At 49.2% G+C, this 26,058-nt stretch carries 23 protein-coding genes and 1 riboswitch; of the genes, 12 read left to right on the plus strand and 11 right to left on the minus strand.

Annotated features, from left to right (window positions below):
- Positions 1-5: 5 nt before the first annotated feature.
- The gene (locus tag QZT18_RS03010; RefSeq protein ID WP_294144071.1) at positions 6-596 is read right to left on the minus strand and encodes a sugar O-acetyltransferase; all 591 of its coding nucleotides are present in this window, start codon (positions 594-596) and stop codon (positions 6-8) included.
- 44 nt (positions 597-640) lie between these two features.
- The gene (locus QZT18_RS03015; RefSeq protein ID WP_294144073.1) at positions 641-964 is read right to left on the minus strand and encodes a DUF3870 domain-containing protein; all 324 of its coding nucleotides are present in this window, start codon (positions 962-964) and stop codon (positions 641-643) included.
- A gap of 282 nt (positions 965-1,246) precedes the next feature.
- Here QZT18_RS03015 and QZT18_RS03020 point away from each other — a divergent pair, with 282 nt between their 5' ends.
- The 3 genes from QZT18_RS03020 (at position 1,247) to QZT18_RS03030 (ending at position 5,067) form a co-directional block, all read left to right on the plus strand.
- Positions 1,247-2,122 carry a LysR family transcriptional regulator gene (locus QZT18_RS03020; protein WP_294144074.1) on the plus strand — a complete coding sequence of 292 codons (876 nt, stop codon included), beginning with the start codon at positions 1,247-1,249 and terminating at the stop codon, positions 2,120-2,122.
- 334 nt (positions 2,123-2,456) lie between these two features.
- Complete coding sequence (locus QZT18_RS03025) at positions 2,457-3,686, plus strand: MFS transporter (RefSeq protein WP_294144076.1); 1,230 nt, start codon at positions 2,457-2,459, stop codon at positions 3,684-3,686.
- Positions 3,687-3,732: 46 nt separating this feature from the next.
- Positions 3,733-5,067: an acetyl-CoA hydrolase/transferase family protein gene (locus QZT18_RS03030; protein WP_294144078.1), complete on the plus strand. Its 1,335-nt coding sequence runs from the start codon at positions 3,733-3,735 to the stop codon at positions 5,065-5,067.
- Between the two features lie 129 nt (positions 5,068-5,196).
- Here QZT18_RS03030 and gdhA read toward each other — a convergent pair whose 3' ends face one another.
- The 3 genes from gdhA to QZT18_RS03045 all read right to left on the minus strand — a co-directional run bounded on the left by gdhA (position 5,197) and on the right by QZT18_RS03045 (position 8,444).
- Positions 5,197-6,549, minus strand: a complete 1,353-nt coding sequence (gene gdhA, locus QZT18_RS03035; protein ID WP_294144080.1) for an NADP-specific glutamate dehydrogenase — start codon at positions 6,547-6,549, stop codon at positions 5,197-5,199.
- 38 nt (positions 6,550-6,587) lie between these two features.
- Positions 6,588-7,916 carry a serine hydroxymethyltransferase gene (glyA, locus tag QZT18_RS03040; RefSeq protein WP_294144083.1) on the minus strand — a complete coding sequence of 443 codons (1,329 nt, stop codon included), beginning with the start codon at positions 7,914-7,916 and terminating at the stop codon, positions 6,588-6,590.
- A gap of 189 nt (positions 7,917-8,105) precedes the next feature.
- The gene (locus QZT18_RS03045; RefSeq protein WP_227030680.1) at positions 8,106-8,444 is read right to left on the minus strand and encodes a DUF3870 domain-containing protein; all 339 of its coding nucleotides are present in this window, start codon (positions 8,442-8,444) and stop codon (positions 8,106-8,108) included.
- 487 nt (positions 8,445-8,931) lie between these two features.
- On the opposite strand from QZT18_RS03045, the gene gltS reads away from it, so the two are divergent.
- From gltS to QZT18_RS03060, 3 genes are all read left to right on the plus strand, one after another.
- On the plus strand, positions 8,932-10,131 hold the full coding sequence (gltS, locus tag QZT18_RS03050) for a sodium/glutamate symporter (protein WP_294144089.1): 1,200 nt from the start codon (positions 8,932-8,934) through the stop codon (positions 10,129-10,131).
- Positions 10,132-10,356: 225 nt separating this feature from the next.
- A complete protein-coding gene (gene murI / locus QZT18_RS03055) occupies positions 10,357-11,175 on the plus strand; it encodes a glutamate racemase (protein ID WP_294144091.1) in 819 nt (272 codons plus the stop codon).
- A gap of 130 nt (positions 11,176-11,305) precedes the next feature.
- Positions 11,306-12,166, plus strand: coding sequence for a bifunctional 5,10-methylenetetrahydrofolate dehydrogenase/5,10-methenyltetrahydrofolate cyclohydrolase (locus tag QZT18_RS03060; RefSeq protein WP_294144093.1), 861 nt, complete (start codon positions 11,306-11,308; stop codon positions 12,164-12,166).
- Between the two features lie 227 nt (positions 12,167-12,393).
- Here the strand turns inward: QZT18_RS03060 and QZT18_RS03065 are convergent, their stop codons facing one another.
- On the minus strand, positions 12,394-13,344 hold the full coding sequence (locus QZT18_RS03065; protein WP_294144094.1) for a DUF4392 domain-containing protein: 951 nt from the start codon (positions 13,342-13,344) through the stop codon (positions 12,394-12,396).
- Between the two features lie 344 nt (positions 13,345-13,688).
- Positions 13,689-15,095, minus strand: coding sequence for an amidophosphoribosyltransferase (locus QZT18_RS03070; RefSeq protein ID WP_294144096.1), 1,407 nt, complete (start codon positions 15,093-15,095; stop codon positions 13,689-13,691).
- 522 nt (positions 15,096-15,617) lie between these two features.
- Between QZT18_RS03070 and QZT18_RS03075 the strand changes: the two genes are divergently transcribed.
- Both QZT18_RS03075 and QZT18_RS03080 read left to right on the plus strand, forming a co-directional pair.
- Complete coding sequence (locus QZT18_RS03075) at positions 15,618-16,607, plus strand: polysaccharide deacetylase family protein (protein WP_294144100.1); 990 nt, start codon at positions 15,618-15,620, stop codon at positions 16,605-16,607.
- A gap of 248 nt (positions 16,608-16,855) precedes the next feature.
- Positions 16,856-17,746: a S8 family peptidase gene (locus tag QZT18_RS03080; RefSeq protein WP_294144102.1), complete on the plus strand. Its 891-nt coding sequence runs from the start codon at positions 16,856-16,858 to the stop codon at positions 17,744-17,746.
- A 141-nt stretch (positions 17,747-17,887) separates the two neighbouring features.
- On the opposite strand, the gene QZT18_RS03085 is transcribed toward QZT18_RS03080, so the two are convergent.
- Positions 17,888-19,390 carry an IMP dehydrogenase gene (locus QZT18_RS03085; RefSeq protein WP_294144106.1) on the minus strand — a complete coding sequence of 501 codons (1,503 nt, stop codon included), beginning with the start codon at positions 19,388-19,390 and terminating at the stop codon, positions 17,888-17,890.
- 382 nt (positions 19,391-19,772) lie between these two features.
- A riboswitch (THF riboswitch) is annotated at positions 19,773-19,871 on the plus strand.
- 77 nt (positions 19,872-19,948) lie between these two features.
- Here QZT18_RS03085 and QZT18_RS03090 point away from each other — a divergent pair.
- The 3 genes from QZT18_RS03090 to QZT18_RS03100 are packed head-to-tail and all read left to right on the plus strand — an operon-like array spanning position 19,949 to position 22,681.
- Positions 19,949-20,503, plus strand: coding sequence for a folate family ECF transporter S component (locus QZT18_RS03090; protein WP_227030671.1), 555 nt, complete (start codon positions 19,949-19,951; stop codon positions 20,501-20,503).
- Entirely contained in the window at positions 20,500-21,834 is a 1,335-nt protein-coding gene (locus tag QZT18_RS03095; RefSeq protein WP_294144110.1) for a folylpolyglutamate synthase/dihydrofolate synthase family protein, read from the plus strand. Before QZT18_RS03090 ends, QZT18_RS03095 begins: the two co-directional genes overlap by 4 nt.
- A 13-nt stretch (positions 21,835-21,847) precedes the next feature.
- Complete coding sequence (locus tag QZT18_RS03100; RefSeq protein WP_294144112.1) at positions 21,848-22,681, plus strand: MBL fold metallo-hydrolase; 834 nt, start codon at positions 21,848-21,850, stop codon at positions 22,679-22,681.
- Between the two features lie 35 nt (positions 22,682-22,716).
- Here the strand turns inward: QZT18_RS03100 and QZT18_RS03105 are convergent, their stop codons facing one another.
- Positions 22,717-23,340, minus strand: a complete 624-nt coding sequence (locus tag QZT18_RS03105) for an undecaprenyl diphosphate synthase family protein (protein WP_294144114.1) — start codon at positions 23,338-23,340, stop codon at positions 22,717-22,719.
- A gap of 96 nt (positions 23,341-23,436) precedes the next feature.
- Here QZT18_RS03105 and QZT18_RS03110 point away from each other — a divergent pair, with 96 nt between their 5' ends.
- On the plus strand, positions 23,437-23,643 hold the full coding sequence (locus QZT18_RS03110; RefSeq protein ID WP_294144116.1) for a hypothetical protein: 207 nt from the start codon (positions 23,437-23,439) through the stop codon (positions 23,641-23,643).
- Here QZT18_RS03110 and QZT18_RS03115 read toward each other — a convergent pair.
- Positions 23,640-24,284 carry a TrkA family potassium uptake protein gene (locus tag QZT18_RS03115; RefSeq protein WP_294144117.1) on the minus strand — a complete coding sequence of 215 codons (645 nt, stop codon included), beginning with the start codon at positions 24,282-24,284 and terminating at the stop codon, positions 23,640-23,642. The genes QZT18_RS03110 and QZT18_RS03115 overlap by 4 nt on opposite strands.
- 28 nt (positions 24,285-24,312) lie before the next feature.
- On the minus strand, positions 24,313-25,659 hold the full coding sequence (locus tag QZT18_RS03120) for a TrkH family potassium uptake protein (RefSeq protein WP_294144120.1): 1,347 nt from the start codon (positions 25,657-25,659) through the stop codon (positions 24,313-24,315).
- Between the last annotated feature and the right edge of the window lie 399 nt (positions 25,660-26,058).

Here is a 26,058-nt window from a genome sequence, read left to right on the forward strand (position 1 = left end):
TCTTTTTATGGCCGATACCCTGTTTTATCTTTATCGGTTATTTCACGAATTACTTTACAAGGGATACCGGCGGCCACGACGTTGGCGGGGATGTCTTTTGTTAAAACACTTCCGGAGCCGATAATTGTATTGTCACCGATGGTGATTCCCTGATTGATATGGACTCCGGCGCCAACCCAGACATTATTTCCGATTTTAACAGGTTTGGCGTAACAGGCTCCATTCACTCTTTCCCATGCATCGGCAGCATGGTTTGACGTATAAATGCCGACCCGGGGCCCGAATAGAACGTTGTCGCCTATCTCAATGCCGCCGCCGTCAAGCATCACACAATCAAAATTAGCATAAAAGCTGCTGCCGATTGATATATTACAGCCGAACTCACATCGGAAGGTGGGTTCGAAATGAACGTTTGTGCCTATCGACTTTAACAGGGTTTTCAAGATTGCTTCCCGTTCCGCCTGTGGCTTTCCAAAGCTTGCATTATATTCATTCGTAAGAAAAACCGTCTTTTCTCTCAGCTCAACCAATTCTTTTGTGAGGTCATTATACATTTGACCGCTTAACATCACTTGTATTTGTTCTTCTAAATTCATACAGGTTCTTTTCTCCCATTCTGATAGTCCGGGTCCTCCCGGGTTTACTGCTTTTCCGTCACCATCATATACCGGTTATGGGCGTCTTTCATACAGGCGATCAGCGGTTTTTGGGTCAGGGCAAAATAGCGCTCCTTGATTGTCCGCTCCAATTCATCCAGATCCGTTTTGATGCTTTTGCCGATAAACATGGATGCTACAAAATTCCTTGTGACGGCAAGGATGGTATTGCATTCGATGTCCAGGATCTTTCCCGAGTCTTTTTCAACTACGAGGCTGATGTAAAATTCTCCGTGGAGGGTATAGATGGCATCCTCCCGGCTCGGTTTGGCCTGGCCTACTATCAGCAGAGTATCATTATTATACATGGTATTAATTCTCCTTCCGGTCCTACTTCAATGTACCGTCTTCATATGTTTCAATTCTTTTCTCACCATGAGATTATATCAGTACCACGGCAATTTTTCCATACAAAAAAATCCTGATTTTGGTTTGTCTGCCGGAAGCAGGGAATTAATATGGCAAAATCCGTTTTTTCCACCGGATATCGGCACTATGGAAAGAGCGGGGAGGAATTTGTCTGGCGGGAAACGGAATGATGTGTTAAAATGACGTTGTTAAAGTTGGGGAAATGGGGGAGGCAGGAAGTCATGACGTTAAATCAGCTAAATTATTATGTGGAAATTGTCCGGCAGGGCAGTTTCACCAAAGCCGCAGAGAAACTCTTTGTAAGCCAGTCGACACTCAGTAAGGCAATCCGGGCTCTGGAGGAAGAGTTTCAGATGGAGCTTATTAACCGGGGAGCCAAGGAATTCCAGTTGACGGCGCAGGGCGATGTTTTTTACGAATATGCGGTCAGGATACTGGATTTTTATCATACACAGACGCAGGAACTGTTTCAGCGTCTCCACAGTGCAAACGGCACGCTGAAACTGGGAATTCCGCCGACGGCGGGAGCCATCTATTTCTTTTCGATTCTATATAAATTCCGCGAAACGTATCCGGGAATCAATCTTAAAATAGAGGAAATCACATCAAAAGCAGTTCATGAACTGGTGGCCGCCGGAAAACTGGATATGGGAATTGTGATAGAACCGTTTTCCGATGACAAATTTTACAAGCGGCCCAGCTACACCTCCGAGGCCGTTCTCCTGGTTTCCCGGAAGCATCCGCTTGCGGCAAAGCGCAGCGTTTCATTTTCAGCCCTCCGGGGAGAGAAGTTCCTGCTCGTAACACCGGATTATATGTTCCATGACGTTGTATTGGAAAAATGCCGGGAGGCGGGATTTGTACCCGATGTCACGTTTGAGAGTTACCAGTGGGAACTACTGTTTGAGATGGTTGCCGATAATCAGGGGATCTGCATACTGCCGAAACCGCTGGTAGACAAATTTAACAATACGCGGGTACATCAGGTTCATTTAAAAGATCCGGAGTTCCCCTGGACCCTTTCACTGATTTACCGCAAGGATAAATTTATTACGGTTCCGATGCAGTGTTTTCTGGATCTGTGTTTTGGAACCTGACACAAGGGACGAAAGTGACGTAACATAGTGGAAAGAACAGCAGAGTGCAGGATCAATGCCATTTGCAGTATGGCGCCGGTCCTGCACTCTGCTGTTCTTTGTTGTTTTGGGGTATGAATTGAATTCATACCCCATTAAAAAAGGCTATTTTCCATTTGAAAAACACCATGCTATAATCAAACCACAAAGCCGCAATGGCCATGCGGACCAAAGTGATTTTCAAATTCAATCAACAAAAAACGGCGCTGGAATTTATTGATAAGAGGGATTCAATCTGAAAAAGAAAGTTACAGTAAATGGGTTTCACTTGAAAAGAGGAAAGGAATTGTGAATTATGGGGAATCAACAAACAAAGGCTTCTTCATCGAGAGCTGTTATAATCGAGTTCGTAATGTTTTTCACCTATGCGTTTTTTGCGGTAAACTGGATTGCGGGGAGTACGCTGACACCGCAGATTATGGAACATTTTAACCTGAAAACTTTTGCTTCGGCAACCTTTATTTCCAATGCGATTACGCTGGCAAAGATTATCGGAAATTTCATGGCGGCAGGTATTTTAAGCAGACTGTACCCGAAAAAGGCCATCGGCCTTGGTTCCGGGCTGATTGTACTGGGAAGCACCCTGGCAATTTTCGCCCCGCAGTACTGGCTGTTCATTCTCGGCCGTTTCATCATGGGATTTGGAGGCGCATTATATGTGGTATATTTCAGCCCCGTGGTGATTCATTATTTTGAGTCCAGGAAACGTCTCACGGTCAATGCGCTGAATGGCGCGGCGTACAATTTCGGCGGTATTGTCGCCATGTTAATTGTAGGACCGGTTATTGCCTGGCTCAAAACCTGGCAGTACAGCATGGGATTTTTTGCAGTGGTCAGCGCCCTTCTCTGGGTTTTATGGCCGGTTATCGGCCAGGACTTTGAACTGAACCAGGGGACCGGGGCAAAACAGGCGCCGTATACGATCGGCCAGGCCCTGAAAGAAAAAATCAACTGGATTCTGCCGTTTACCTATTCCGGTCTGCTTACTTTTTACATCGTCATGCTGAATATCTTCCCGATTTCGGGAACGACGGCAATCAGCAGCAAGGCACTGAGCACGCTCGTGGCGGTGGGGGGAATCATCGGTTCCCTGCTTGCCATTGCAATGGGAAGAGTCTATTTTAAACGCCTTCCGGTGATTCGCATCTCCGGCCTTGCAATGACACTCTTCGGCGTGCTGATGTTCAGGACGGACAGCGGAGTCTTGTCGGCAGTGGCGGCTCTTCTCATCGGACTGTTTATGTTCCTGCCGGTCAGCTCCCTGATGATGATTCCACAGGAACTTCCGGGAATGACACCGGCCAAACTGACAACGATTATGGGACTTTTCTGGGCGCTGTCCTACATTATTGAGACCACCGCCTATTTTATCATCGGTTTTATTATCGACCGGTTTGGTTACGGAATGGGATTAAACTTTGCACTGATTATGAGCGTTACATTTTTCCTGGGTTCCTTCCTTCTGCCGGAAACAGGAAAGGACGGCACAAAGGAAACATCCGATGCAAAACTTAAATGCAGCTAAGGTTACCGCCGACAGCGGATATTATAAATAGAAGAGGAGAGTAAAAATGAAATCATTCGAAGAAATCTACCGTGAAAAAGTGATGACAGCCGACGAGGCCCTTGAACTGATAAAAGACGGAGACTATATGTTTTCCGCACAGGCGGCGGGAGAGCCGGCGGCAATCCTGTCCCATCTTCAGCACCTGAAAGAGACGGGAGTTAAAAATACAACCATCAATACCTGTCTTCCATTACAGTATTATGATGCATTCAAGGATCCGGAAATGCAGGGAGTGATGTCCCATAACGGATGGTTTTTCAGCCCCGGACTGCGCGATGCGCATAAAAAGAAACTGGTCAGCGCCATCCCACAGAGTTCCACCTCGGTTCTGCGCAAAGTACTGAGCCGTCTGGAATATGAGAAGCGCCGCCCGGTAGTCCTGGCAACGGTTTCTCCGATGGACAGCCACGGATATATGTCGCTTTCGGTGAGCGCAATCTATGAGCGGGATTTAATCAACAGCGGAGCGCTGACGATTCTGGAAGTGAACCCTAATTTCCCACGTACCTTCGGGGATACGCAGGTCCATGTTTCCGAGGCGGACGCCCTCGTGGAATCCGACCGTCCCATCCCGGTGAGCAAGCTTGCGCCGTATACGGAAGTGGACGCGGAGATTGGAAAATATGTGGCCTCCCTGGTAGAGGACGGTTCCACAATTCAATTGGGAATCGGCAATATTCCCAATGCCGTTGCCGCCGAGCTGAAGAGTAAAAAGCATCTGGGAATTCACACCGAAATGTTTACGGAGACCATGGTCGACCTGATCGAGTGCGGGGCGGTGGATAACTCCTGCAAGGGTCTTTTAGACGGATATTCGGTCTGCTCCTTTACGATGGGAAGTAAGCGCCTCTATGATTATATTGATAACAATCCGGCCGTACTGTTTAAATCATGTACATTTACAAATGATCCGTACACGATCGGACTCAACAACCGATTTGTCTCAGTCAATGCGACCCTGGAGGTGGATCTCACCGGCCAGTGCGCCTCCGAGACGGTGGGCTATGATCAGTGGTCGGGCACCGGCGGCCAGTCTGAGACGGTGCAGGGCTCCCAGATGTCCAAGGGAGGAAAATCTATCATTGCAATGCATTCCACATACAGGACCAAGGATGAGAACGGCGGGGAAGCGCTGCGCTCCAAGATTGTGCCCTTCCTGCACGAGGGGGCCGTCGTCACCACATCCAGGAACGATACGGATTATGTTGTGACCGAGTATGGAATCGCATGGCTGCGCGGAAGAAATGTGGCCGAGAGGGCGGAGGCATTAATCAATATCGCCCATCCCGATTTCCGCGACGAGCTGAGGGAGAAAGCAAAAGAATACGGAATTTGGTAAATAACAACGAAAAGCACGCTTCGCAAACTTTTCACTGCCACTCAGTAAAAAGAGCGCCCGATACCTGTTTTTAAGCAGATACCGGGCGTTCTGTCATTTATATGAAAACGGAAGATGTACGGATAAAAGTTACCATGCGATACCCTGGGCCATCATCGCATCCGCGACTTTCTGGAAGCCGACAATGTTGGCGCCTGCTACCAGATTATAGCCGAGGCCGTACCGCTTCGCCGCGTCGGCCGAGCCGTCATGAATTTCGGTCATGATCTGATGAAGTTTTGAGTCAACTTCTTCGGCAGTCCACGAAAGTCTTTCGCTGTTCTGGCTCATCTCAAGTCCGGATACAAGCACGCCCCCGGCATTGACGGCTTTGGAAGGAGCAACCACCATGCCCGGCTGTTCCATCAGGAATTTAAGCGCCTCATTTGTAGTGGGCATATTGGCGACTTCAATATAGTACTTAACACCATTTGAAACAATTTTTTTCGCCTGTTCCAGATCGATATCATTCTGGGTAGCGCAGGGCATGATAATGTCGGCTTTCTGTCCCCAGGGTTTCTCGCCGGGGTAGAACGGCACGCCGAATTTATCCGCATAGTCCTGGACTTTGTTGCGTCCGGACGCTCTCATTTCCAGCATGTAACTGATTTTCTCATCGGTCACAATGCCGTCCGGATCGTAAATATATCCGTCCGGTCCGGAGAGAGTAACCGCTTTGGCGCCCAATTCGGCCAGCTTCTTGGCGGCGCCCCATGCCACGTTGCCGAATCCGGCCAGGGCAACGGTCTTACCGGCCAGCGTGTCGTTCTCATGCTTCATAACCGCTTCTACATAATAAACGGAACCGTAACCGGTAGCCTCCGGGCGGATGAGGGAGCCGCCGAAGGATCTGCCCTTTCCGGTAAGGACGCCGTTCTTAAATCCGCCGACAATTTTACGGTACTGGCCGTACAGGTATCCGACTTCGCGGGCTCCGACGCCGAGATCTCCGGCGGGAACGTCCACATCCGGTCCGATATGGCGGTATAATTCAGTCATAAAGGCCTGGCAGAACCGCATAACTTCCCTGTCGCTTTTTCCGTTTGGATCAAAATCGCAGCCACCCTTGGCGCCGCCCATTGGAAGCGTTGTCAGGCTGTCCTTGAACGTCTGTTCAAATCCGAGAAACTTCACAACCGAAAGATTGACTTCCGGTGAAAAACGAAGTCCTCCTTTGTACGGTCCGATTGCGCCGTTAAACTGTACCCTGTAGCCCGTATTTACATGGATTTTTCCGTTGTCATCCTCCCAAGGGACACGGAATTCGATGACTCTTTCCGGGATGACCATCCTTTCCAGGAGCGCGTTATCCTCATATTCAGGATGTGCATCAATCACGGGACTTAAAGAAGTGAGAACCTCTTCAACCGTCTGGACAAACTCCGGCTCATTCGCATTTTTTTCTCTTACCTCATTCAGAACTTTTTCGATATATGCATTCATGGAAATACCTCCTCTAAAATTGATTGTTTTCGGAAAAATTAATAGGTCTGATGGCAGTACATTTTTTCAAATTCTTCCCGGATAACCGGTGAAATCCACTCGCTGGAGAACATCGGATGGGAAGTGGCGATTTTATAAACCTCCTGCCTGATTTCATCGAGCACGGCCGGATTGTCCTTGTTCTTAAGCCCCCGGCCCAGCATACGGCCGATATTGTACATTTCCTCTTCTTTGGCGCCTCTTGTGGTCATGGTAGGAGAACCGATTCTCAGACCGCTTCCAAGGCTGGGCGGAAGTGTGTCGTAGGGAATCATATTTTTATTGGTGATAATGCCGAGACTGCAGAGAAGAGTCTCCGCCTCCTGCCCGTTGGCAATGACGGGAGTCACATCCAGCATGACCATGTGGGTATCCGTGCCCCCGGTAATCAGCCGCATTCCCTCGTCTTTACAGCCCCTTGCCAGCGCTTTTGCATTCAGGCAGACCTGTTTTGCATATTCTTTAAATTCGGGCTGAAGCAGTTCCTGAAAGAGGACTCCGCGTGCGGCCAGCATGTCGCCCTTTGGACCGCCCTGAAGTCTTGGGAATACACCGCGGTCGATTTTCTGGCCCAGTTCCTTGCGGCAGAGGATAACGCCGCATCCGCGGGGCCCCCTGAGTGTTTTTTGGGTGGACATGGTGACAACGTCGGCGTAGGGAACCGGGCTGGGAATGGCGCCGCCGGCAATCAGGCCGCAGTCGTGGGCACAGTCTACCCAGAAATAGGCGCCTGCTTCATCGCAGATTTCCCGGAATGCTTTGTAATCAATGGTGCGCGGATAGGAAGACGCGCCGGTTACAATGAGTTTTGGTTTGTTTTCAAGGGCCATCTGCCGAATCTGTTCCATATCAATGCGCTCGGTCTCCTTATTTACGCCGTAATGAAGGGCGTTAAATTCCCGGCCGCTGTAGTGGAATTTGGCTCCGTGGCTTAAATGGCCTCCATTGTCGAGTTCAAGGGCAAGGAAGGTGTCGCCTTTCTTTAATAAACCGGTGAGAACCGCCATGTTGGCAATGGTAGCGTTGCCCGACTGGATATTGGCGTGTTCCGCGCCAAAGACCTTCTTGACACGTTCAATGGCAAGGAGCTCGGCCTGGTCTGCCAGCTGGCAGCCGCCTACAAACCGTTTTCCCGGGTAGCCTTCGGTGTTTTTGTTTGTAAATGCGGAACCTTCCAGGGCGGAGGCAAGTGGGGAAACAACGTTTTCTGAAGCAATAAGACCGATTGTTTCAAACTGGCGCTTTTCTTCGCGGTGAAGAAGGCCGGACATTTCAGGGTCAAAGACATCAAGTAATTTGACAGCATCCTGTTTTGTTGAGTTGGACATGAGAAAATCCCCTTTCATAGATAATTTATGGTTTATTTCGAACGCCTGCCGGCAATTCTACTCCTGTGAAATAAAAAAGGAAGAACAAACAGACATTGGTTGCAATGCCGGGTTTGTTCTTCCCTAAGATGATTAATCGGGGGTGACCGAATAATCTTTAAAAAAGATCGTATAATGGATGTTAAAACACTAAAGCTTAGCTTCCGGATACGCCATCAGATAACGGTTCTGCGCGTCCCTCAGAGCGACAAGGACCGCCTTTTGGGCCAGGGCCAGGAATCTTTTTTTGATGATTTCGCTGATGAGGGCGACGTCGGTGACAATGTTTTTCCCAACGAGGATTTCTCTTAAAAAGAGATTGGTGTCTTCCATAACCATGTTGGCGCTGGCATTGATAATCGTGTTCGTATGAATATCAATTACCATACTGAGGGAAAATGCACCGTACATGGCGTTGATGGCATCTTCCTTTGATACCTTGGCAACGCCTGTAATAAATACTGAATCTTCCGGAAAAATTTTGACCATACCAGTTCTCCATTTCTTTAAAACAACGAAAAGCACGGTTCGCGGACTTTTCATTACCAATAACAAAAAGACGAGAGAACTACTCCATAATGATAGTTCTTTCGCCTAATTTATTTTAGTTCTGAGAGGATATCCCAAAACCAATATATTCGACTGACATCAGAATAAATGATCTTGAAAAAATAGTCAATCATAAAAATAGCTAAAAATTAAGCGACAACTTTGTTCAATATTTCCATTGTCATCTTTTGAAAACTATGCTTTACTAATCTCAAAGTAAATGCTTCTGCGCAGAACATTGGCTTCAGACAATTGAAACCTTATATACACGTATATGGATGCAATGGATGCTCCCCCTATATGAATGTTTTTAAGGCTCAAAAGAATGGCATACATCTTAAGATGCATGCAGTTCTTTTGGGCCTTTTTGTATATAAGAATATCACAATATAACTTAAGTGAAATGAGAAGGGGAGGGGACAAAGATATGGAATTATCTTTAAATCTTTATCAGTCAATGGCATTGGCGGTTGCAGTGTTTTACCTTGGAAGCTTTTTAAAAACAAGAGTCAAATTTTTTCAGAGGTATTGTATTCCGAGTCCTGTCATCGGCGGAATTATCTTTGCTGTATTAAGCCTGGTTTTCTATGAACTCGGAATTTTGAATCTTACGGTTGATACGACGCTTCAGAGTGTATTTATGAACCTGTTCTTTACAAGCGTCGGTTTTACCGCCGGGTTCAGCATGCTGAAAAAGGGAGGAAAAACCCTGGTAATCTTTATGGCGGCGGTTGCAGCCTTAATCACTATTCAGAATGTGTGCGGCGCGGTGCTCTGCAAAGCGTTCGGACTGAATCCGCTTATGGGGCTGGCCCTTGGTTCGCTCCCGCTGACGGGCGGCCATGGAACGTCTTCCGCATTTGGTCCCCTGCTGGAGAATATGGGGGTTGAGAATGCGCTGACGGTGGCCGTAGCGGCGGCAACCTATGGCCTGATTGCAGGCAATGTGATCGGAAACCCGCTGGCCAGCCGTAGAATCAGAAAGATGAATCTGAAAAGCCGCGGTTCCTCCGAAGTGGCGCAGGAGGCTATGGATGAGTTAAAGAAAAATACCGACGTCACGGAGAAACTTGATGTTGGAAAGGGAACGCTTGGTCTTGCGCTGTTATTTGCCGCGACGGGAATCGGAACCCTGATCAGTATGGTATTTGAACTAGCGCATATTACATTGGCCTCTTATGTGGGAGCCATGCTGGTTGGTATTATTATCAGAAATGTCTGTGACAGCAGAGAGGTAAAAATTCCGGTTCAGGAGATCAGCACGATCGGTTCCATCTCGCTTAATTTCTTTCTTGCACTTGCCATGATGGGAATGAAGCTGTACCAGCTTGCCGATTTGGCGATGCCGATGATCGTAATTCTTTTGGTACAAACCGTGCTGACCGGATTATTTGTATACTTTATTACCTTTAATCTCTGCGGCAGGGACTACGATGCGGCCGTTCTGTCGGCCGGACACTGCGGATTCGGAATGGGAGCCACGCCGAATGCAATGGCCAATATGGATTCCCTGACACAGGTATACGGTCCGTCCGCGAAAGCCTATCTTATCATTCCGGTCTGCGGCGGGTTTTTCACCGATATTATTAATTCACTGCTGATTACGGCCTTTATGAATTTCCTGTAATTTATGTCACGATTCGTTTTGCCGCAATATGTTTAGTGAAGTACGCTTATATCAATACCTTTTATTTTTGTAGCCGATGTACTCGCGCTATGCTGATTTGAAAGGGTAGAAATCATATTCTGATTTCTACCCTTTTAAATTGAGTAAAATTCATCATTTCACCGGCGGCTGGCGGTGATTGGCTCACAAAGTTCATGTTCCATTATGTTTAAGGAGGTCAGAATTATGGATAATCGTCCGGTTGGTATTTTTGATTCAGGAGTGGGAGGGCTGTCGGCCGTAAAAGCCATGCTTAAGGCGGCGCCCAATGAGAGTATTATTTATTTTGGGGACACAGCGCGCGTTCCTTATGGGAACAGGAGCAGAAATGAGATAACCTGCCTTTCAATGCAGGATGTGAATTTCCTTCGTATTTTTAATTTGAAAACAATTCTGATTGCATGCAATACCATAACGGCAAACTGTATTGATGCGCTCAGGGCGGCCAATCAGGATATTCCGATTATCGGCGTAGTGGAATCGGCGGCAAGTGCGGCCGCAGAAGCGACCAGAAATAATAAAATCGGTGTAATTGCAACACAGGCAACGGTGGAAAGCGGAATTTACAGGCAGAAACTCGAAGATACTCTGCCCGGGGTTAAGGTCTTTGAACAAAAATGCCCGAAGTTCGTCCCCTTAATCGAGAGCGGACATATAAGTCCGGATGATCCGAAGCTGATCCCGGTGGTGGAAGAATACTGCAGGGACCTGAAGGATGAGAATGTCGACGTGGTAATACTCGGCTGCACCCATTACCCGCTAATCCAGGAAGCCGTACGGAACTATATGGGCAGCGGCGTAACCCTGATCGATTCCGGAGGGGAATCCGTCAAAGCGGTGCTGGAGGGACTTTCGGAAAACAACCAGAAAGCGGCTCCTCTCGTCAAGGGAAGCGATAAGTATTTCTGCAGCGGGGACGTTGGAAGATTCGGCACCGTGGCAAATATGTTTTTACAGAAGAATATCCAGCCGTATGCATCGGAAATTAATATAGAAAGATTCTAAGTGTTTGTTTGCAGGGGAGAGTTCATGAGGTGTTTTCGTACATTTTTGCATCAACATCCCGAGTTTTGCCGGAGCGAAACGGCATTTGAATAATCAGAATAATCACGATTTTAAAACAGGAGGTAGATCCATGGCTGAAATACTAGATGGTAAGGAAGTGGCCGCCAGATTGACGGAAGAACTCAGAATGAGGGCGGAAAACTTAAAAAGCAGGGGCGTAGTGCCAAAGTTGGCGATAGTGCGGGTGGGAGAAAGGGTCAGTGACGTCAAATACGAACAGAGCGCGGCGAAGAAATGCGCGAAAATCGGGATTGAGGTGGAACTGTTCCATCTGGGCGTAGAGGCTTCACAGGAGGAGCTGATTGCCGCGATAGAAGCGGTGAACCGGGACGGTTCTATCCATGGCTGCCTGATATTCAGGCCGTTCCCCGAAGGATTTGACGATGCACTGATACGTTCGAAGCTGGACCCGGACAAGGATGTGGACGGAATCACCAATGGCTCCCTGTCGGGCGTTTTTACCGGGACGAGGACGGGGTATACCCCCTGTACCGCAGACGCCTGCATGAGAATCCTGGAACATTACGGCTATGATCTGGAAGGGAAAAATGTGGTTGTCATAGGGGCAAGCCTTGTGGTCGGAAGACCGCTGGCCCTGATGTTTCTGACCAGAGAGGCCACGGTTTCACTCTGCCATATTAAGACACGGGACGTCAAACGTTATTGTGACAATGCCGATATCATCGTATCCGCCGCAGGACATGCGGGGCTTGTCACAAGGAATATGGTGAAGCCGGGACAGACCGTTCTCGATGTAGGCATTAATGTAAATAAAGAAGGAAAACTGTGCGGTGATGTTGATTTTGACGCGGCCGCCGAAGTCGTGGACGCAATTACTCCCGTGCCGGGAGGCGTCGGCTCCGTGACAACTTCCGTGCTGGCAATGCATACGATAGAGGCGGCGGAAGCTGCATGGGCTCAAAAGAACTGAGAATACACAGAACTACGCAGAGCGCTATAAAAGGCAGTCACCCGGAGCTCAAGTAGGGACAGATAAGGGTTATGAAAATAAGAGTAAGGTATCAAAGTGTCTATGGACGCTTAATTAACCTTACTCTTATTAAAGGCGGTAATCTGTCGACTGAGTGTGCAGTTTATCATTCCGGCACGTGAGTTGTCTGTCCTTTATAATCAATTCTCATGCCTGAAAGGGTCCTTTTATCTGTGATTTAACATCAAATGCCGCTCTTTACGCCTGCCGTCCGGAATAAAGAGAAAAGGTCCCGCTTTCATTTCATCCAGAGTCCTTTTGGTCAGTTCCGACACGGCTCTCAGGACGGACAGATGGGTGGCCAGGTCCAGATGGTCTACGGACAGGGTTCTTTGTTTCGTGCATCCGTCTACGCCGCCGGCGTCCACGACATGGCGGAGGAGTTCAGCTTCCTTTTCCTCTGAAGGAAGCAGGAAACGGCCGGTATTAATTGAGAGGAGAGCGGAGAGCCCCCATCCCCACCAGTTGGAAACGCCGCTTGCCAGAGCAAGTTCGGCCGATTCCAAGGCGCAGATTTCACTGCCGCAGGGAACATTTTCAAGGATTTGACGGCGGAAAGCGCCCATTCCCATCTCGTTGCCTCCATCTCCAATTGAGATGGTATGCGCTCCGCTCTTTTTTGCTTCGGATAAGAAGGAAGAAGAATCCGCAATCATATCATCAATGATTTCGCCGCGCATGTTGTGGTAATGGCCGTCCGATGCCTTCCCGGGCCGTTCCAGGCTGATAAAATGTGTCGGCCTGAATTCATAAAGAACCGTCCGGATAAAAGATAACGTATCATTGTCCGGAAGCAGTACGAGAGAAGCTCTGGGAGCGGCAAAATGCAACGCCTCTTTTAAAAGAGGGTAGGAGGCGGTATCCGTAACGACAACGGTCTGGCACCCGGTTTTTGTCAGCGCCGAAGCGAGGTTGGCGGTGCCGGACGGTCCATCCGTTTCACCGATAAAAGTTCCGTCCGGCATACGGACCGGAAAACCGGTCAAAATCACCGCACGCCTGGCGTCTGCAAGGACAGAGGCCGTCTCAGTAAGCGGTGAAGCGGGAAGCGAGGCTAAAAGGCCGCGTCCTCCCATATCCTGTTTCATAATCAAGTCCAGGGTCTTATAAAAGTTCATAACATCAATCCTCCAGGTATTTGCATAATGCAGATATGCGCAGCTTTTTTATCCGCAGGATAAATCCTGAAAATAAAAAAAGACCCACGCATCCTGTAAAGATTCATGGCTCTTATTTACGGAGGGAACATCCGGGCAGGAGTCCCGATAAATAAAAGAATCAATTTGTATTCCATCCTTATTGTAGTGGATGGGGAGGGATTTGTCAAATGGTATTTAAGTTGAGATGCGGGGACGCCTGGGGGAGATGGCGGACGGGGGACTGAAGACTCACAACCAAGAGGCTGCCCAAACGTTTGTTTTGCGTTTGGGCAGCCTCCCTATCTGTTTAAAAACCCCTGATATTATTCTTTCCCGCTCCAGCAATAAGTACAGAGCTTGCATGGTGAAATCCCGATGGAAGCGACTAAATCGTCAAGTCTGTGGTACTGAAGTGTCGTGAAGTTGAGTTTTTTCCGGATGCATTCTATCATGTCCTTATAATTCTGGCTGTCTGGATTCGCGTAATCTGCCAGGACCTCGGCCGATACGTTGTCGCCCTCGCGATCTCTTATGATCCTTCTGGTAATCAGGTCCAGATCGGAGTTGGAACGTGAGAAGTTCAGGTATTTACATCCGAATAAAAGCGGCGGACAGGCAGGGCGGATATGGACCTCCTTGGCTCCGCTCTGGTATAAAAATTCCGTTGTCTCGCTGAGCTGTGTGCCGCGTACAATGGAGTCGTCGATTAAGAGAAGACTCTTGCCTCGGATTAGGGAGTCAACCGGAATCAGCTTCATACGGGCGATCAGGCTTCTCTGGTTCTGGCTGGTCGGCATGAAGGAGCGCGGCCAGGTTGGGGTGTATTTAATGAAAGGACGTGAAAATGGAATGCCGGATTCGTTGGCATATCCGATTGCATGGGCGATACCGGAATCCGGGATGCCGGCTACCAGGTCCGCCTGCGCATGATCGCGTTTCGCCAGCATACGGCCGCAGTTGTAGCGCATCTCCTCCACATTGATTCCCTCGTAGGAGGAGGTCGGGTATCCGTAGTATACCCAGAGGAAGGAACAGATTTTCATTTCTTCCCTGGCAGGGCTTAAGACTTCCAGGCCATCCGGCTTCATCAGGACGATCTCACCCGGGCCCAGCTCCCGATAGTCGGAATAGCCCAGATTAATAAAGGAAAAACTTTCAAAGGCAGCACAGTATGCGCCTTCTTTTCTTCCGATGACGGCAGGGGTGCGCCCAAGCCTGTCCCTGGAAATATAGACGCCTTCCGGAGTCAGTAAAAGGATGGTCATGGATCCTTTGATCTTTTCCTGAGCCAGAAGAAGACCGTCTACAATGGATTCAGCCTGGTTGATGATGGCGGCAACCAGTTCGGTTGAGTTGATCTTGCCTCCGCTCATCTCAAGAAAATGAATGTGGCCTTTTTCATAAGCTTCTCTTACGAGTTCTTCCTGGTTGGCAATTTTACCAACGGTCGTGATGGCATAGCTTCCCAGATGAGACTGAATTAAGAGCGGCTGCGGCTCCATATCGGAAATACAGGCGATGCCCATATTGCCTTTCAGTTCTTCCGCATCCCTTTCGAATTTCGTACGGAACGGAGAATTCTCAATATTATGAATAGAACGGTTAAAACCATCGGGGCCATAGACGGCCATACCGCCTCTTCTTGTTCCCAGATGAGAATGGTAATCTACGCCGAAAAACAGATCCATTGTACAGTTTGTCTTAGATGCAACACTGAAAAATCCACCCATTTTTAACTTCCTTTCAATATTTGGTAAGTTTATTTTTTATTCATAGGAAATTATGTCCTATGAATAAAAAAACGCTCTGCGAGGATGCACATGCCGCGCAGAGGTAAATAGTTGCTGAAGCAACCGCGCGGCAGCGCAGGAATCCCGCAAGCGGGATTCTTTATTCTGTTGATCTTATATCTGAAGATACAAATTTTTTGCATGCTTGTAAGAATAAGAACATCATTTTCATCATAGCATATATTAGGGGGATTGGACAATAGAGTTTATTTATTAAAAATTTTAATAGATAACCCCGGTTTTCATGATAATGCACTGTTTGGCAGAAAAAGGCAGTAGAAATACCGCAATTCGGGTAAAACGGGGTTCCTTTGAGGGAACGCATGTGGTACAATTGGTGCAATATAATGAAAAACATACTCTGCAGTTTTCATTATTGAGTGGCGATGAAAAGTTCGCGAAGCGTGCTTTTCGTTGTTATCAGTGCTGGCAACAAAAATTTTCTAAGTTGAGGAGAGGAAAATGATTAAGTTAAACGCAAAAACAGGAAAAAGAATGGCGGCCATGCTTCTGGCGGCGGCCTTTATGATTGCAGCGGCGCCTGCTACGTATGCGGACGGGCCGTCCGGTCCGGCGTCGGATACAACGATAGTGGAAAGTACAAAGAATGCAGCCACGGGCCCTGGAGCCCAGAATCAGGAACAGCAGGCGGGACAGGCAGAGCAGCAGCCGGTACAACCCGAGCAGCAGCCGGTACAGCCCGAACAGCAGCCGGTACAGCCGGAGCAGCAGCCCACACAGCCGGAGCAGCAGCCCACACAGCCGGAGCAGCAGCCCGCTCAGCCGGAACAACAGCCGGCTCAGTCGACGGAGGGACTTGTTGCGAGCGGAGGCCGCTATCTTGATCCAACCAAGCCGATGGTAGCCCTGACTTTTGACGACGGCCCTTATGCACCGGTAGGAAACAGGATTATGGACAGTCTGGAACAGAATAACGGACGGGCTACATTTTTCGTCGTAGGCAACCGCGTCGCATCCTACAAGACGGAGATCAAGAGGATGCATGACAACGGCCACGAAATCGGCAACCACACATATGAGCACAAATATCTGAATAAGCTGGACGCAGCCCAGATCCGCAGCCAGATAGAGCGCGGCAATCAGGCGGTGGCCGCGGTCACAGGAGAGTCTCCGGCTCTTGTACGTCTTCCGGGAGGCAGCAAGAACAACACGGTACTGGCCAACATCAATCAGCCGATTATCATGTGGAATATCGACACCCTGGACTGGAAGACAAAGAATGCGTCCAAAACCATCCAGTCGGTGCTCGGCAGTGTAAAGGACGGCGATATTGTACTGATGCATGAGCTTTACACGGCTTCCGGTGACGCCGCCGTAGCGCTGATTCCGGCGCTGAGAGAGCGGGGGTACCAGCTTGTAACGGTCAGCGAACTGGCCAGATTCAGAGGCGGCCTCAGCAATAAAGGAGTTTACTACAGCTTCCCCAGGTAGTGGCGCGAACCGCTGTTTTATGCCGATTCTTTGCATCTCGGAGCGGTGATTATGAAGTACGGAACCTTTATGAACCAAATTGATAAAAAGCAGCAGCACAGGCTGGAAATCTCTGAATTCCCGCCTGTGCTGCTGCTTTTTTAAATCTTTGTCCCGGGCAAAAGAATTTTTTCATGCATTCTTTACTCCCATAAACCGTCCCACCGGAATATCCTAAAGTAAAGAAGGAAGAAAGCTGGGCATATTTTGTGGATCAGGCAAAAAAATGGATACATTGCGACGGGGCATACCGTCTCGGCCTGACTGGAAAAGGCGTAGGTGTAGCAGTCCTGGACACGGGGATTTTTCCGCATATGGACTTTGAAAATAGAGTTGTCGTATTTAACGATATGCTGAAGAGAAGATTCCTGCCTTATGATGACAACGGTCACGGTACACACATTTCGGGAATTATCGGAGGAGGAGGCCTGGCCTCCGAAGGAAGATACCAGGGCGTTGCGCCCGGGTGCAGCCTGGTCAGCGTGAAAGTCCTGGATCAGAAAGGGAACGGTTTTGCTTCCGATGTGCTGTCCGGGCTTAAATGGATTGAAAAGCACAGACAGGAGTATGGTATCAGGATCATCAACATATCTGTGGGCTCCTTCTCCAAGAAGGGGATGAGCGAGGATTCGGCTCTGGTCAAAGGAGTTGATGCCGCCTGGGATGCGGGGTTTGTCGTGGTAGTGGCCGCAGGCAATAACGGGCCGGGGCAGCATACAATCACGACGCCGGGGATCAGCCGCAAAGTAATTACGGTAGGCTGTTCCGATGACTATAAAGAAGTGGATGTGGCGGGAAGCCGCATGATTGACTATTCCGGCCGGGGGCCCACAAGCGCCTGCGTATGCAAGCCTGACATTGTGGCTCCCGGCTCCAGTATTATAAGCTGCGCCAACCGGCAGAACGGCTACACGGTAAAAAGCGGCACTTCCATGTCAACGCCTCTGGTTTCAGGGGCGATTGCCCTTTTGCTGGAAAAATATCCCTGGATGAGCAATAAAGACGTGAAACTCAGGCTGCGCGAGCGGGCCGTTGATTTGGGACTTCCCCATAACCAGCAGGGATGGGGCCTTTTAGATGTGGAACGTCTGGTGAATTAAGAATTTTTCAGAAAAAGATTTTCAGAAAAGGCCAATGCTTTTTCCAGACATGTCTGTAAAAAACACCGGCCTCTGTTGACTGGCTGTAAAAAATCATTCATTTAAAGGCGGTGTAAGGTTCGAAAACGTACCTTATATCGCTTACATAATCTGTCTGCTGTCCTTCAGCATAACGTCATGGGCTCCGCCCTCGACAATACTTGTGGAGGAGATCAGGGTCATCTTGGCATTCTTCTGCAGTTCCGGAATGGTCAGGCAGCCGCAGTTGCACATGGTGGAGCGTACCTTGCTCAGGGACAGGCCTACGTTATCCTTCAGGCTTCCGGCATAAGGAACAAAGGAATCCACACCCTCTTCAAAAGAGAGCTTTGCGTCGCCTCCCAGGTCATATCTCTGCCAGTTTCTGGCTCTGGCGCTTCCCTCGCCCCAGTATTCCTTCATATAGCTTCCGTTGATATTCACCTTTTTGGTAGGGCTCTCGTCAAAACGGGCAAAGTATCTTCCAAGCATCAGGAAGTCGGCGCCCATAGCCAGAGCCAGGGTGATGTGGTAATCATGAACGATGCCGCCGTCCGAGCAGATCGGCACATAGATACCGGTTTCCTTATAATAATCGTCACGCGCCTTGGCAACCTCGATCAGGGCGGTAGCCTGTCCGCGTCCGATGCCCTTCTGTTCCCTTGTGATACAGATGGCTCCTCCGCCGATGCCGACTTTAACAAAATCCGCACCCGCCTCAGCCAGGAAACGGAAGCCCTCGCTGTCCACAACGTTGCCTGCGCCAACCTTAACGGTGTCGCCGTAATTCTCTCTGACATAATCAATTACAATCTTCTGCCATTCGGAGAAACCTTCGGAACTGTCGATACAGAGCACATCGGCTCCGGCTTCGAGAAGAGCCGGGATGCGTTCCGCATAATCCCTTGTATTGATTCCGGCGCCCACCAGATAACGTTTGGAGGAGTCGATCAGTTCGTTCTCATTGGTCTTATGAGAGTTATAATCCTTGCGGAATACCATGGAAACAAGACGCTGCTCCTTGTCAATAATCGGCAGGCTGTTTAACTTGTGCTCCCAGATGATGTCGTTGGCTTCCTTCAGGGTGGTGGTTTCATCGGCCCAGATCAGATGCTCGAAGTTGGTCATGAATTCACCGACCTTAGTGTCAAGAGACATACGGCTCACCCTGTAGTCACGGCCCGTCACGATGCCTAAAAGTTTGCCTCCGGATGTTCCGTCGGAAGTTACGGCAACGGTGGAATGGCCTGTCCGCTCTTTCAGATCCAGGATATCCTTCAGGGTATTTTCAGGAGTGATGTTGGAGTCGCTGCTGACAAAACCCGCCCTGTAGTTCTTCACGCGGGATACCATCTGAGCCTGGCTCTCGACAGACTGGGAACCGTAAATAAAAGAAAGCCCGCCTTCTCTTGCCAGCGCGATAGCCATATTGTCATCGGATACCGACTGCATGATAGCGGAGGTCATGGGGATATTCAGGCTCAAGGCCGGTTCTTCGCCCCTTGCATATTTAACCAGAGGAGTTTTCAGGCTGACATTAGCCGGAATGCATTTCGTGGATGAGTATCCCGGAATCAGCAGATATTCACCGAATGTGTGGGAAGGTTCGTTCATGTAAATTGCCATAATGATTCGTCTCCTTATCTCTTAACTTTATTTGTATTATTCATTTCCATTTTACCTATTTTTATTATTATACTGAACTGGATCTCTGCCGTCAATGGGGCAGGATGAATATAATTTTATTTAAGCGGTTCTGATACATTGTACACGGAATTTATCCGCGCAGGGCGGACATTCCGGCGGAACATGGGGAGAATCCGGGTAAAATAAAGTCAAATGACGGCCGGCTCCGGCATTTTATTCTGTTTTATATGGGAAGAGGTAAAATGAGTCTCTCATTTTGTCGGAATTTATACAAAATACTTTACAAAATGAAGAAAAATAGCCGTGATTCAGTGCATTTTCAATAGACTGCGGAGCCAATCGGCGATATAATTAGGGCATCTGAAGAGTAAGGATACGAGCGTTAAGTATTGGCCGGACGGGGAGTTGCCGGCTGAGCGAAAAGCCCAGGCTTGCGGTTCGTATTCTGCATCCTGCTTCATACAGCAGTGGAACGGAAACGCTAAGAGCGGCCTTCTTTACTTGCTATATGAGCAAGGTTAAAAGGAGGTTATTTTTATGTCGACAAGACAGACAGCAAAAACGGGAACGAGGGCTTCTTTCGGGAGTCTGCAGGTACTTATCATGATGGCGCTGTTTATAGCGCTCAGTATTGTGCTGGGCAAACAGCTGTCATTCACGGCCGGGCCGTTCCGCATCAGTTTTGAAAACCTTACGGTGCTGATGGCGGGAATCTTTTTCGGTCCCCTGGCCGGACTTACGGTGGGGGCGTGCGCCGACCTGATCGGCTGCCTTCTGGTCGGATATGCGATTAATCCGATCATCACGGCCGGAGCGGCATCGGTGGGATTTATCTCGGGCCTTGTATACAAAAACTGCTTCCGTTCCAAACCAAAACTGAGGCTTGCGGCATCGGTGGGCGCAGCGCATGTCATCGGCTCAATGATTATTAAATCCATCGGCCTGCGTATTTATTTTGGCTACCCGCTGCAGATGATTGCATTGAGAGTGCCGTTATACATTGTAATCGGCTGTGCGGAAGGATATATCATTTACCTTCTCCTGCGCAACAAGGCGTTTGGCAGACAGCTTGAAAGGATGAAAGACAGATGAAATATGAAGAGGCAATAACCTATATAAAAGAATCGACTTCTCCCGGAACCATGCCGGGACTGGAGAGGGTAAGCAGACTGCTTGCCCTTCTCGGCGATCCGCAGAACGAACTCAAAATTATTCATGTGACGGGAACCAATGGAAAAGGTTCCGTCTGCGCCATGCTGGAATCCATTCTGGATGCGGCGGGCTACAGGACAGGGCTTTTTACATCGCCCTATATCAGAAAGATGAATGAATGCATCCACCTTGACAAAAAGCCCATTGACGACAAGAGCTTTGCGGATGTCATCGGCTTTATCCGTCCTTTGGCGGATACGATGGAGGAAAAACCGACGGAATTTGAAATCCTGTCCGCCGCAGCGATGAAGTTTTTCAGCCAGAAGAAATGCGACGTCGTTATCTGCGAGACCGGCATGGGTGCCAGGCTCGATGCGACGAATACGATGAAAGAAACGCTTGTCTCAATTATTGTAAACGTGGAGCTGGATCACATGGGCTTCCTGGGAGATACGGTTGAGAAGATCGCATTTGAAAAATCGGGCGTCATAAAACCCGGCTGCCCTGTTATTTTCGGTGGGACAAGAGAAGGAGCCAGGCAGGTTATCGCAGAGCAGGCAAAGCTTAACAAGGCAAAATTAACAGAGGTTGACTACGGAGCACTCCGGAACGTGGAATCGGATCTGGGAGGCTGTACCTTTGATTTTAAAGAGTACGGGAACGTGAGACTGACTCTGCCCGGCTTATATCAGCCGTCCAATGCCGCGGTTGCGCTCACGGCCCTGTCCGTTATGAAAAAAAGAGGCATTTCCGTCAGCGCCGAGGCGGTGAAGCAGGGATTGAAAGCCGTATCCTGGCCGGCCCGCTTTGAAACTTTGCTTAAAAATCCGCTTACGATCTATGACGGAGCCCACAATATGGCGGGCATGACGGTTGCCGTGGAGAGCATCCGGACCTATTTTAAGGGCGGCACGGTCAATATTTTCATGGGAGTCATGGCGGACAAGGAATACGATGCCATGGTTGAGATGCTGAAACCTTATACGGAAGCCGTGTATACCGTTACGCCGGATAACCCCAGAGCCCTGCCGGCGGAAAAACTGGCGGATTGCTTTAAAAAGCACGGAGTGGAAAAGGCCAGGCCTTTCGTCACGCTCAGGGAAGCGGCGCTCTGTGCGCTGGAGGACAGCGTAAAGACAGGAAAACCTCTCGTCGCGCTGGGAACGCTTTATATGTATGAGGAGGCGGAACGCACTTTCAGACAGTGCGCGGCTGAACTGGGCCTTGAAGAAGGTTCACAGCCCGTACAGGAATCAACCGACGGACGGTAATGAGGAAAACAGTATGAAAATATCAGTTTTAAATGAAAATACGGCGGGGAAAAGAGATTTCCTTGCGGAGCACGGCCTCTCCCTTCTGATCGAGCATGAGGGAAAGCGCTGGCTCTTTGATACGGGGCAGACGGATGTGTTCATGAAGAATGCGGCGCTGCTTCACGTGCCGCTTACGGATCTTACAGGTATTATCCTGAGCCACGGTCATTTTGACCACTGCGGAGGCCTTGAATTTCTGGTCAGGGAGTATCAGAAGAGCGGGAAAGAACTGCCTCCCGTTTACGTCAGGGAGAGTGCGTTTCTTGACAAGACGGCGATCAATAACGATCACAGAACATACCGTATCATCGGTATTCCCTGGAAACGGGAACTGATAGAGAGCGCCGTCCGCCTGACCCAAAGCCGGGAAGAGATAGCTCCCGGAGTGGCGGTTCTGGGGGATATTCCGTATACGCCGGGGCTAGAAAAAAAGCCGGATTGGTTCTTCATAGACAACGGTACGGAGAAGATCCCCGATTACATGAACGATGAACAGATGCTCGTATTTGAGACGGAAAAGGGGCTGTGCCTGTTTGCCGGCTGCTGTCATCCGGGGATATTAAACTGCCTGGAATACGTCTCACAGGCCTTTCCAGGGCAGAAAATACACAGTGTCTTTGCCGGAATGCATCTGGCCGGGGCATCCACCGAGCGGATTGCACGGACGGTGGAAGAGCTTGGAAAAAGAGATTTTGATCTCCTTATGCCGGTCCACTGTACCGGCATCGAGGCCATGGGCCGGATGAAAGCGGCATTCGGCGCCGGATGCCGTCTGGTGGAGACGGGAATGACGCTGGAACTTTGATTGTACGACGGCACGGGAGGGGGACGCGCAATGCGTTAGCCTCCCAGTGTCACGTCCTGTTTTCCATACCAGGCAAATGCCTCCTCCACATGGCGCGGAGTGAAATCGGGCCAGTAATCATCCACCACATAAAAATCGGAATAAACCGACTGGATCGGCAGAAAACCGGACAGTCTTCTTCTTCCTCCCCATCTGATAATCAGATCGATCCGGGAGATATCAGAGGTCTGAAGTTTTGGGCCGACATCCCCTTTCTTAAATCCAAGATCCCATTCCCAACTGTAATTAACAAGAAAATTAATCTTCATACCGCCGTTTCCAAAGTCCTTACGCGTCGTGTAGGGCAGCAGTTCCTCCGGAAACATGGCAGATTCGGTATTTCCCGCCACAAGCAGGCTGGCGTTCTCTTTGGACAGCACCTTTACCGCGGCAATGCACGCCTTTGTAAATGCCTGGCGCTGGAGGGAGGGGCGTTTTGTGTTATCCGCGGTGAAACCGTAGAAGGACATTTCTTTCACTCCAAGCTTCTGGCAGGTATGGAACAGCGACATGCCGGGTGAAATCCCGCGCTCATATCCGTCTTCCTTTTTCAGGCCGTTTCCGACGGCCCATCTTCTGTTTCCGTCGGGAATAATCCCAACGTGTTCCGGTACTCTCATTTTAGTTCCTCCGCTTATCAATCAATTTCTTCAAATTCCCGCACGGCAGCCGCGCAGGGGCCGGGGGAATCATCTTGTGTGGAGTATTGCCGGAAAATGGAAAAAGTATTCAGGGCAGGAGACGGGGCGGCGGTGAAACAGTGCGCTGCCACGCGGTTGCTTCAGCAACTATTTACCTCTGCGGGGCATGTGCATCCTCGCGGTGCGTTTTTTGATTCACAGGACGTAATTTCCTGCAAATTAAAAAATGCCCTTACCACCGGTTACTGCAAACCCGGCGGCAAGGGCATTCGTTATATTTAGTGGACAAAACGGTTGATATCACGGTTCGCTCCGAGAATCACCAGGATGTCCCCCGGCTTAAATACGTAGCTTGCTCCCGGAAGCGGGTGCAGGGTATCGCTGTATTTGATTGCCAGGATAGTGATATTGTATTTATTGCGGACATTCATATCGACGATGCTTCTGCCGACCCACGCGTCGGGAACCGGAATTTCATAAATAGAGTGTTCCTGGGTCAGTTCAATGTAGTCGAAAATATTATCGGAACTGTAGCGGACAGCCGAGCGGACAGCCATCTCCTTTTCCGGATAAACCACCTGGTCGGCGCCGTTTCTCAGCAGGAACTTGGCATGGATATCACGGCTTGCGCGGGAGAGGACGAATTTAGCACCCAAATCCTTTAAAAGGGATGTAATTTCAAGAGAACTCTGGAAATTATCTCCGATAGCCACAACGCAGACGTCAAAGTTGCGGATTCCCAGGGAACTCATATATTGTTCATTGGCACAGTCGCCAATCTGGGCGCTGGTGACGTAAGGGAGTACAGCGTTGATTCTCTCCTCAGAAGTATCGATAGCCATAACCTCATGTCCAAGCTCGTGAAGTTTCATTGCCATAGTGGAGCCGAAACGGCCCAGGCCGATGATAAGAACAGTTTTCATTTAAAATATCCTCCAAATGATATGATAATCAGCCGACGGTGACGCGTTCCTGGGGAAGGAGCACCGGAAGCTTCTTTTTGTTTGTGAGTGCGTAAAGCATGGTGAGGCCGCCGACACGGCCGAAATACATCAGTATAATCAAAATAATTTTTGAAAATACGCTTAAATGGCCCGTGATGCCAAGGGACAGGCCGACGGTCGCGATCGCCGAGGTAGTTTCAAAGGCCGCTTCCATCAGGTTGACGTCGTCCAGCCAGGTGATAAGAAAGGTGGCCGTCAGCATCAGGGAAATATACATCGCCAGTATTGCGATGGCGTTTCGGAGGATATCGTATGGAATCCTTCTTTTATAGCACTGGATGCTCTCCTGGTTCTGGAACGCAGAGCGTATGCACAGGATGGCGAGGGCGAATGTAGTCGTTTTGATACCGCCTGCCGTGGAGCCCGGTGAACCGCCGATAATCATCAGGATGACGATGAGCAGTTGGGCCGCTTCCGAAAGAAGGTTTAAATCCACACTGTTAAAACCGGCTGTCCTTGTCGTAACCGACTGGAACATGGAGGCCATAAAACGCTCCTGAAGCGTCAGTCCGTCCCAGCAGTCCCTGCTGAACTCAAACAGGAAGAGGAACAGGGCCGGAAAGATGATCAGACAGATCGTTGTGGTGAGAACAATCTTAGTCTGTAAATGGTAATATTTATGCTGGAGCTTATGAGTCTTAATATCGTCCCAGACAAAGAAACCAATACCGCCGATAATGATTAAAAGCATGATCGGAATGTTGATAAAAGGATTTCCCGTATAGCTTGTAACCGAAGAGGTAGGACCGCTGGTTCCTCCCATCAGGTCGAATCCGGCGTTGCAGAAGGCGGAGATGGAGTGGAACACGGAAAACCAGATTCCCTTCATGACGCCCATCTGCGGGCAGAACTGGAATGCCATGATAACGGCTCCCATGACTTCGAAAAAGATGGTCCCTTTTACGATAAAGTTGGTCATGCGGACGATTCCTCCTACCTGCGGGGCGGAAATGGATTCCTGCATAACATAACGCTGTTTCAAACCGATCTTCTTACCAGACAGGATTGTGATGGCAATGGCGAGCGTCACAACGCCCATGCCTCCTATCTGAATCAGTATAATGATGACTGCCTGACCGAAGGTGGACCAGTAAGTATAAGTGTCATGGACGATCAGGCCGGTCACACAAGTGGCTGAGGTAGCCGTAAATACAGCGTCGATAAATGGAGTCGCTTCACCGGTCTTCGATGCAATGGGAAGGCTCAAAAGAACAGCTCCTGTGATAATAATAAGGAAGAAACCGCCAAGAATAATCTTGGCCGGAGTCAGCGACCACACTTGTTTTCCTATCATATTGATTTTTCAGCTCCTGAATTCTTTCATTTTATTTTTATTATTGCCTATTGATTATATAAAGAACCGCCTGAGATGTCAACGTAAGAAAATGTAATGATTATCCCAGAAGCTGGAAATAATGTTGTTTATACCCGGATCCGGTCCGGTTTCAGGAATCTCTGTGGACATCCGGTCCGGGAAATGATATAATTCTCTTACTTCTGAAAATAAAGTTTTTACAACATGTCTTGCGGTGCCCGCTGTCGGCTGTGTACCGCCGTTCTGACCGGCTGCTGTTAACTACCGTGCCCAATCCCGCGTTTTATGATGCACGGAAACGTAAAAAGCCGTTTCGCGCCGCATATCCCGGCATTTTTACAAAAAGCACGCATAAACACCCTGCGGAATACATACCGC

Source organism: uncultured Clostridium sp. (assembly GCF_900547735.1).
In the GTDB taxonomy this organism is placed as follows: domain Bacteria; phylum Bacillota; class Clostridia; order Lachnospirales; family Lachnospiraceae; genus Otoolea.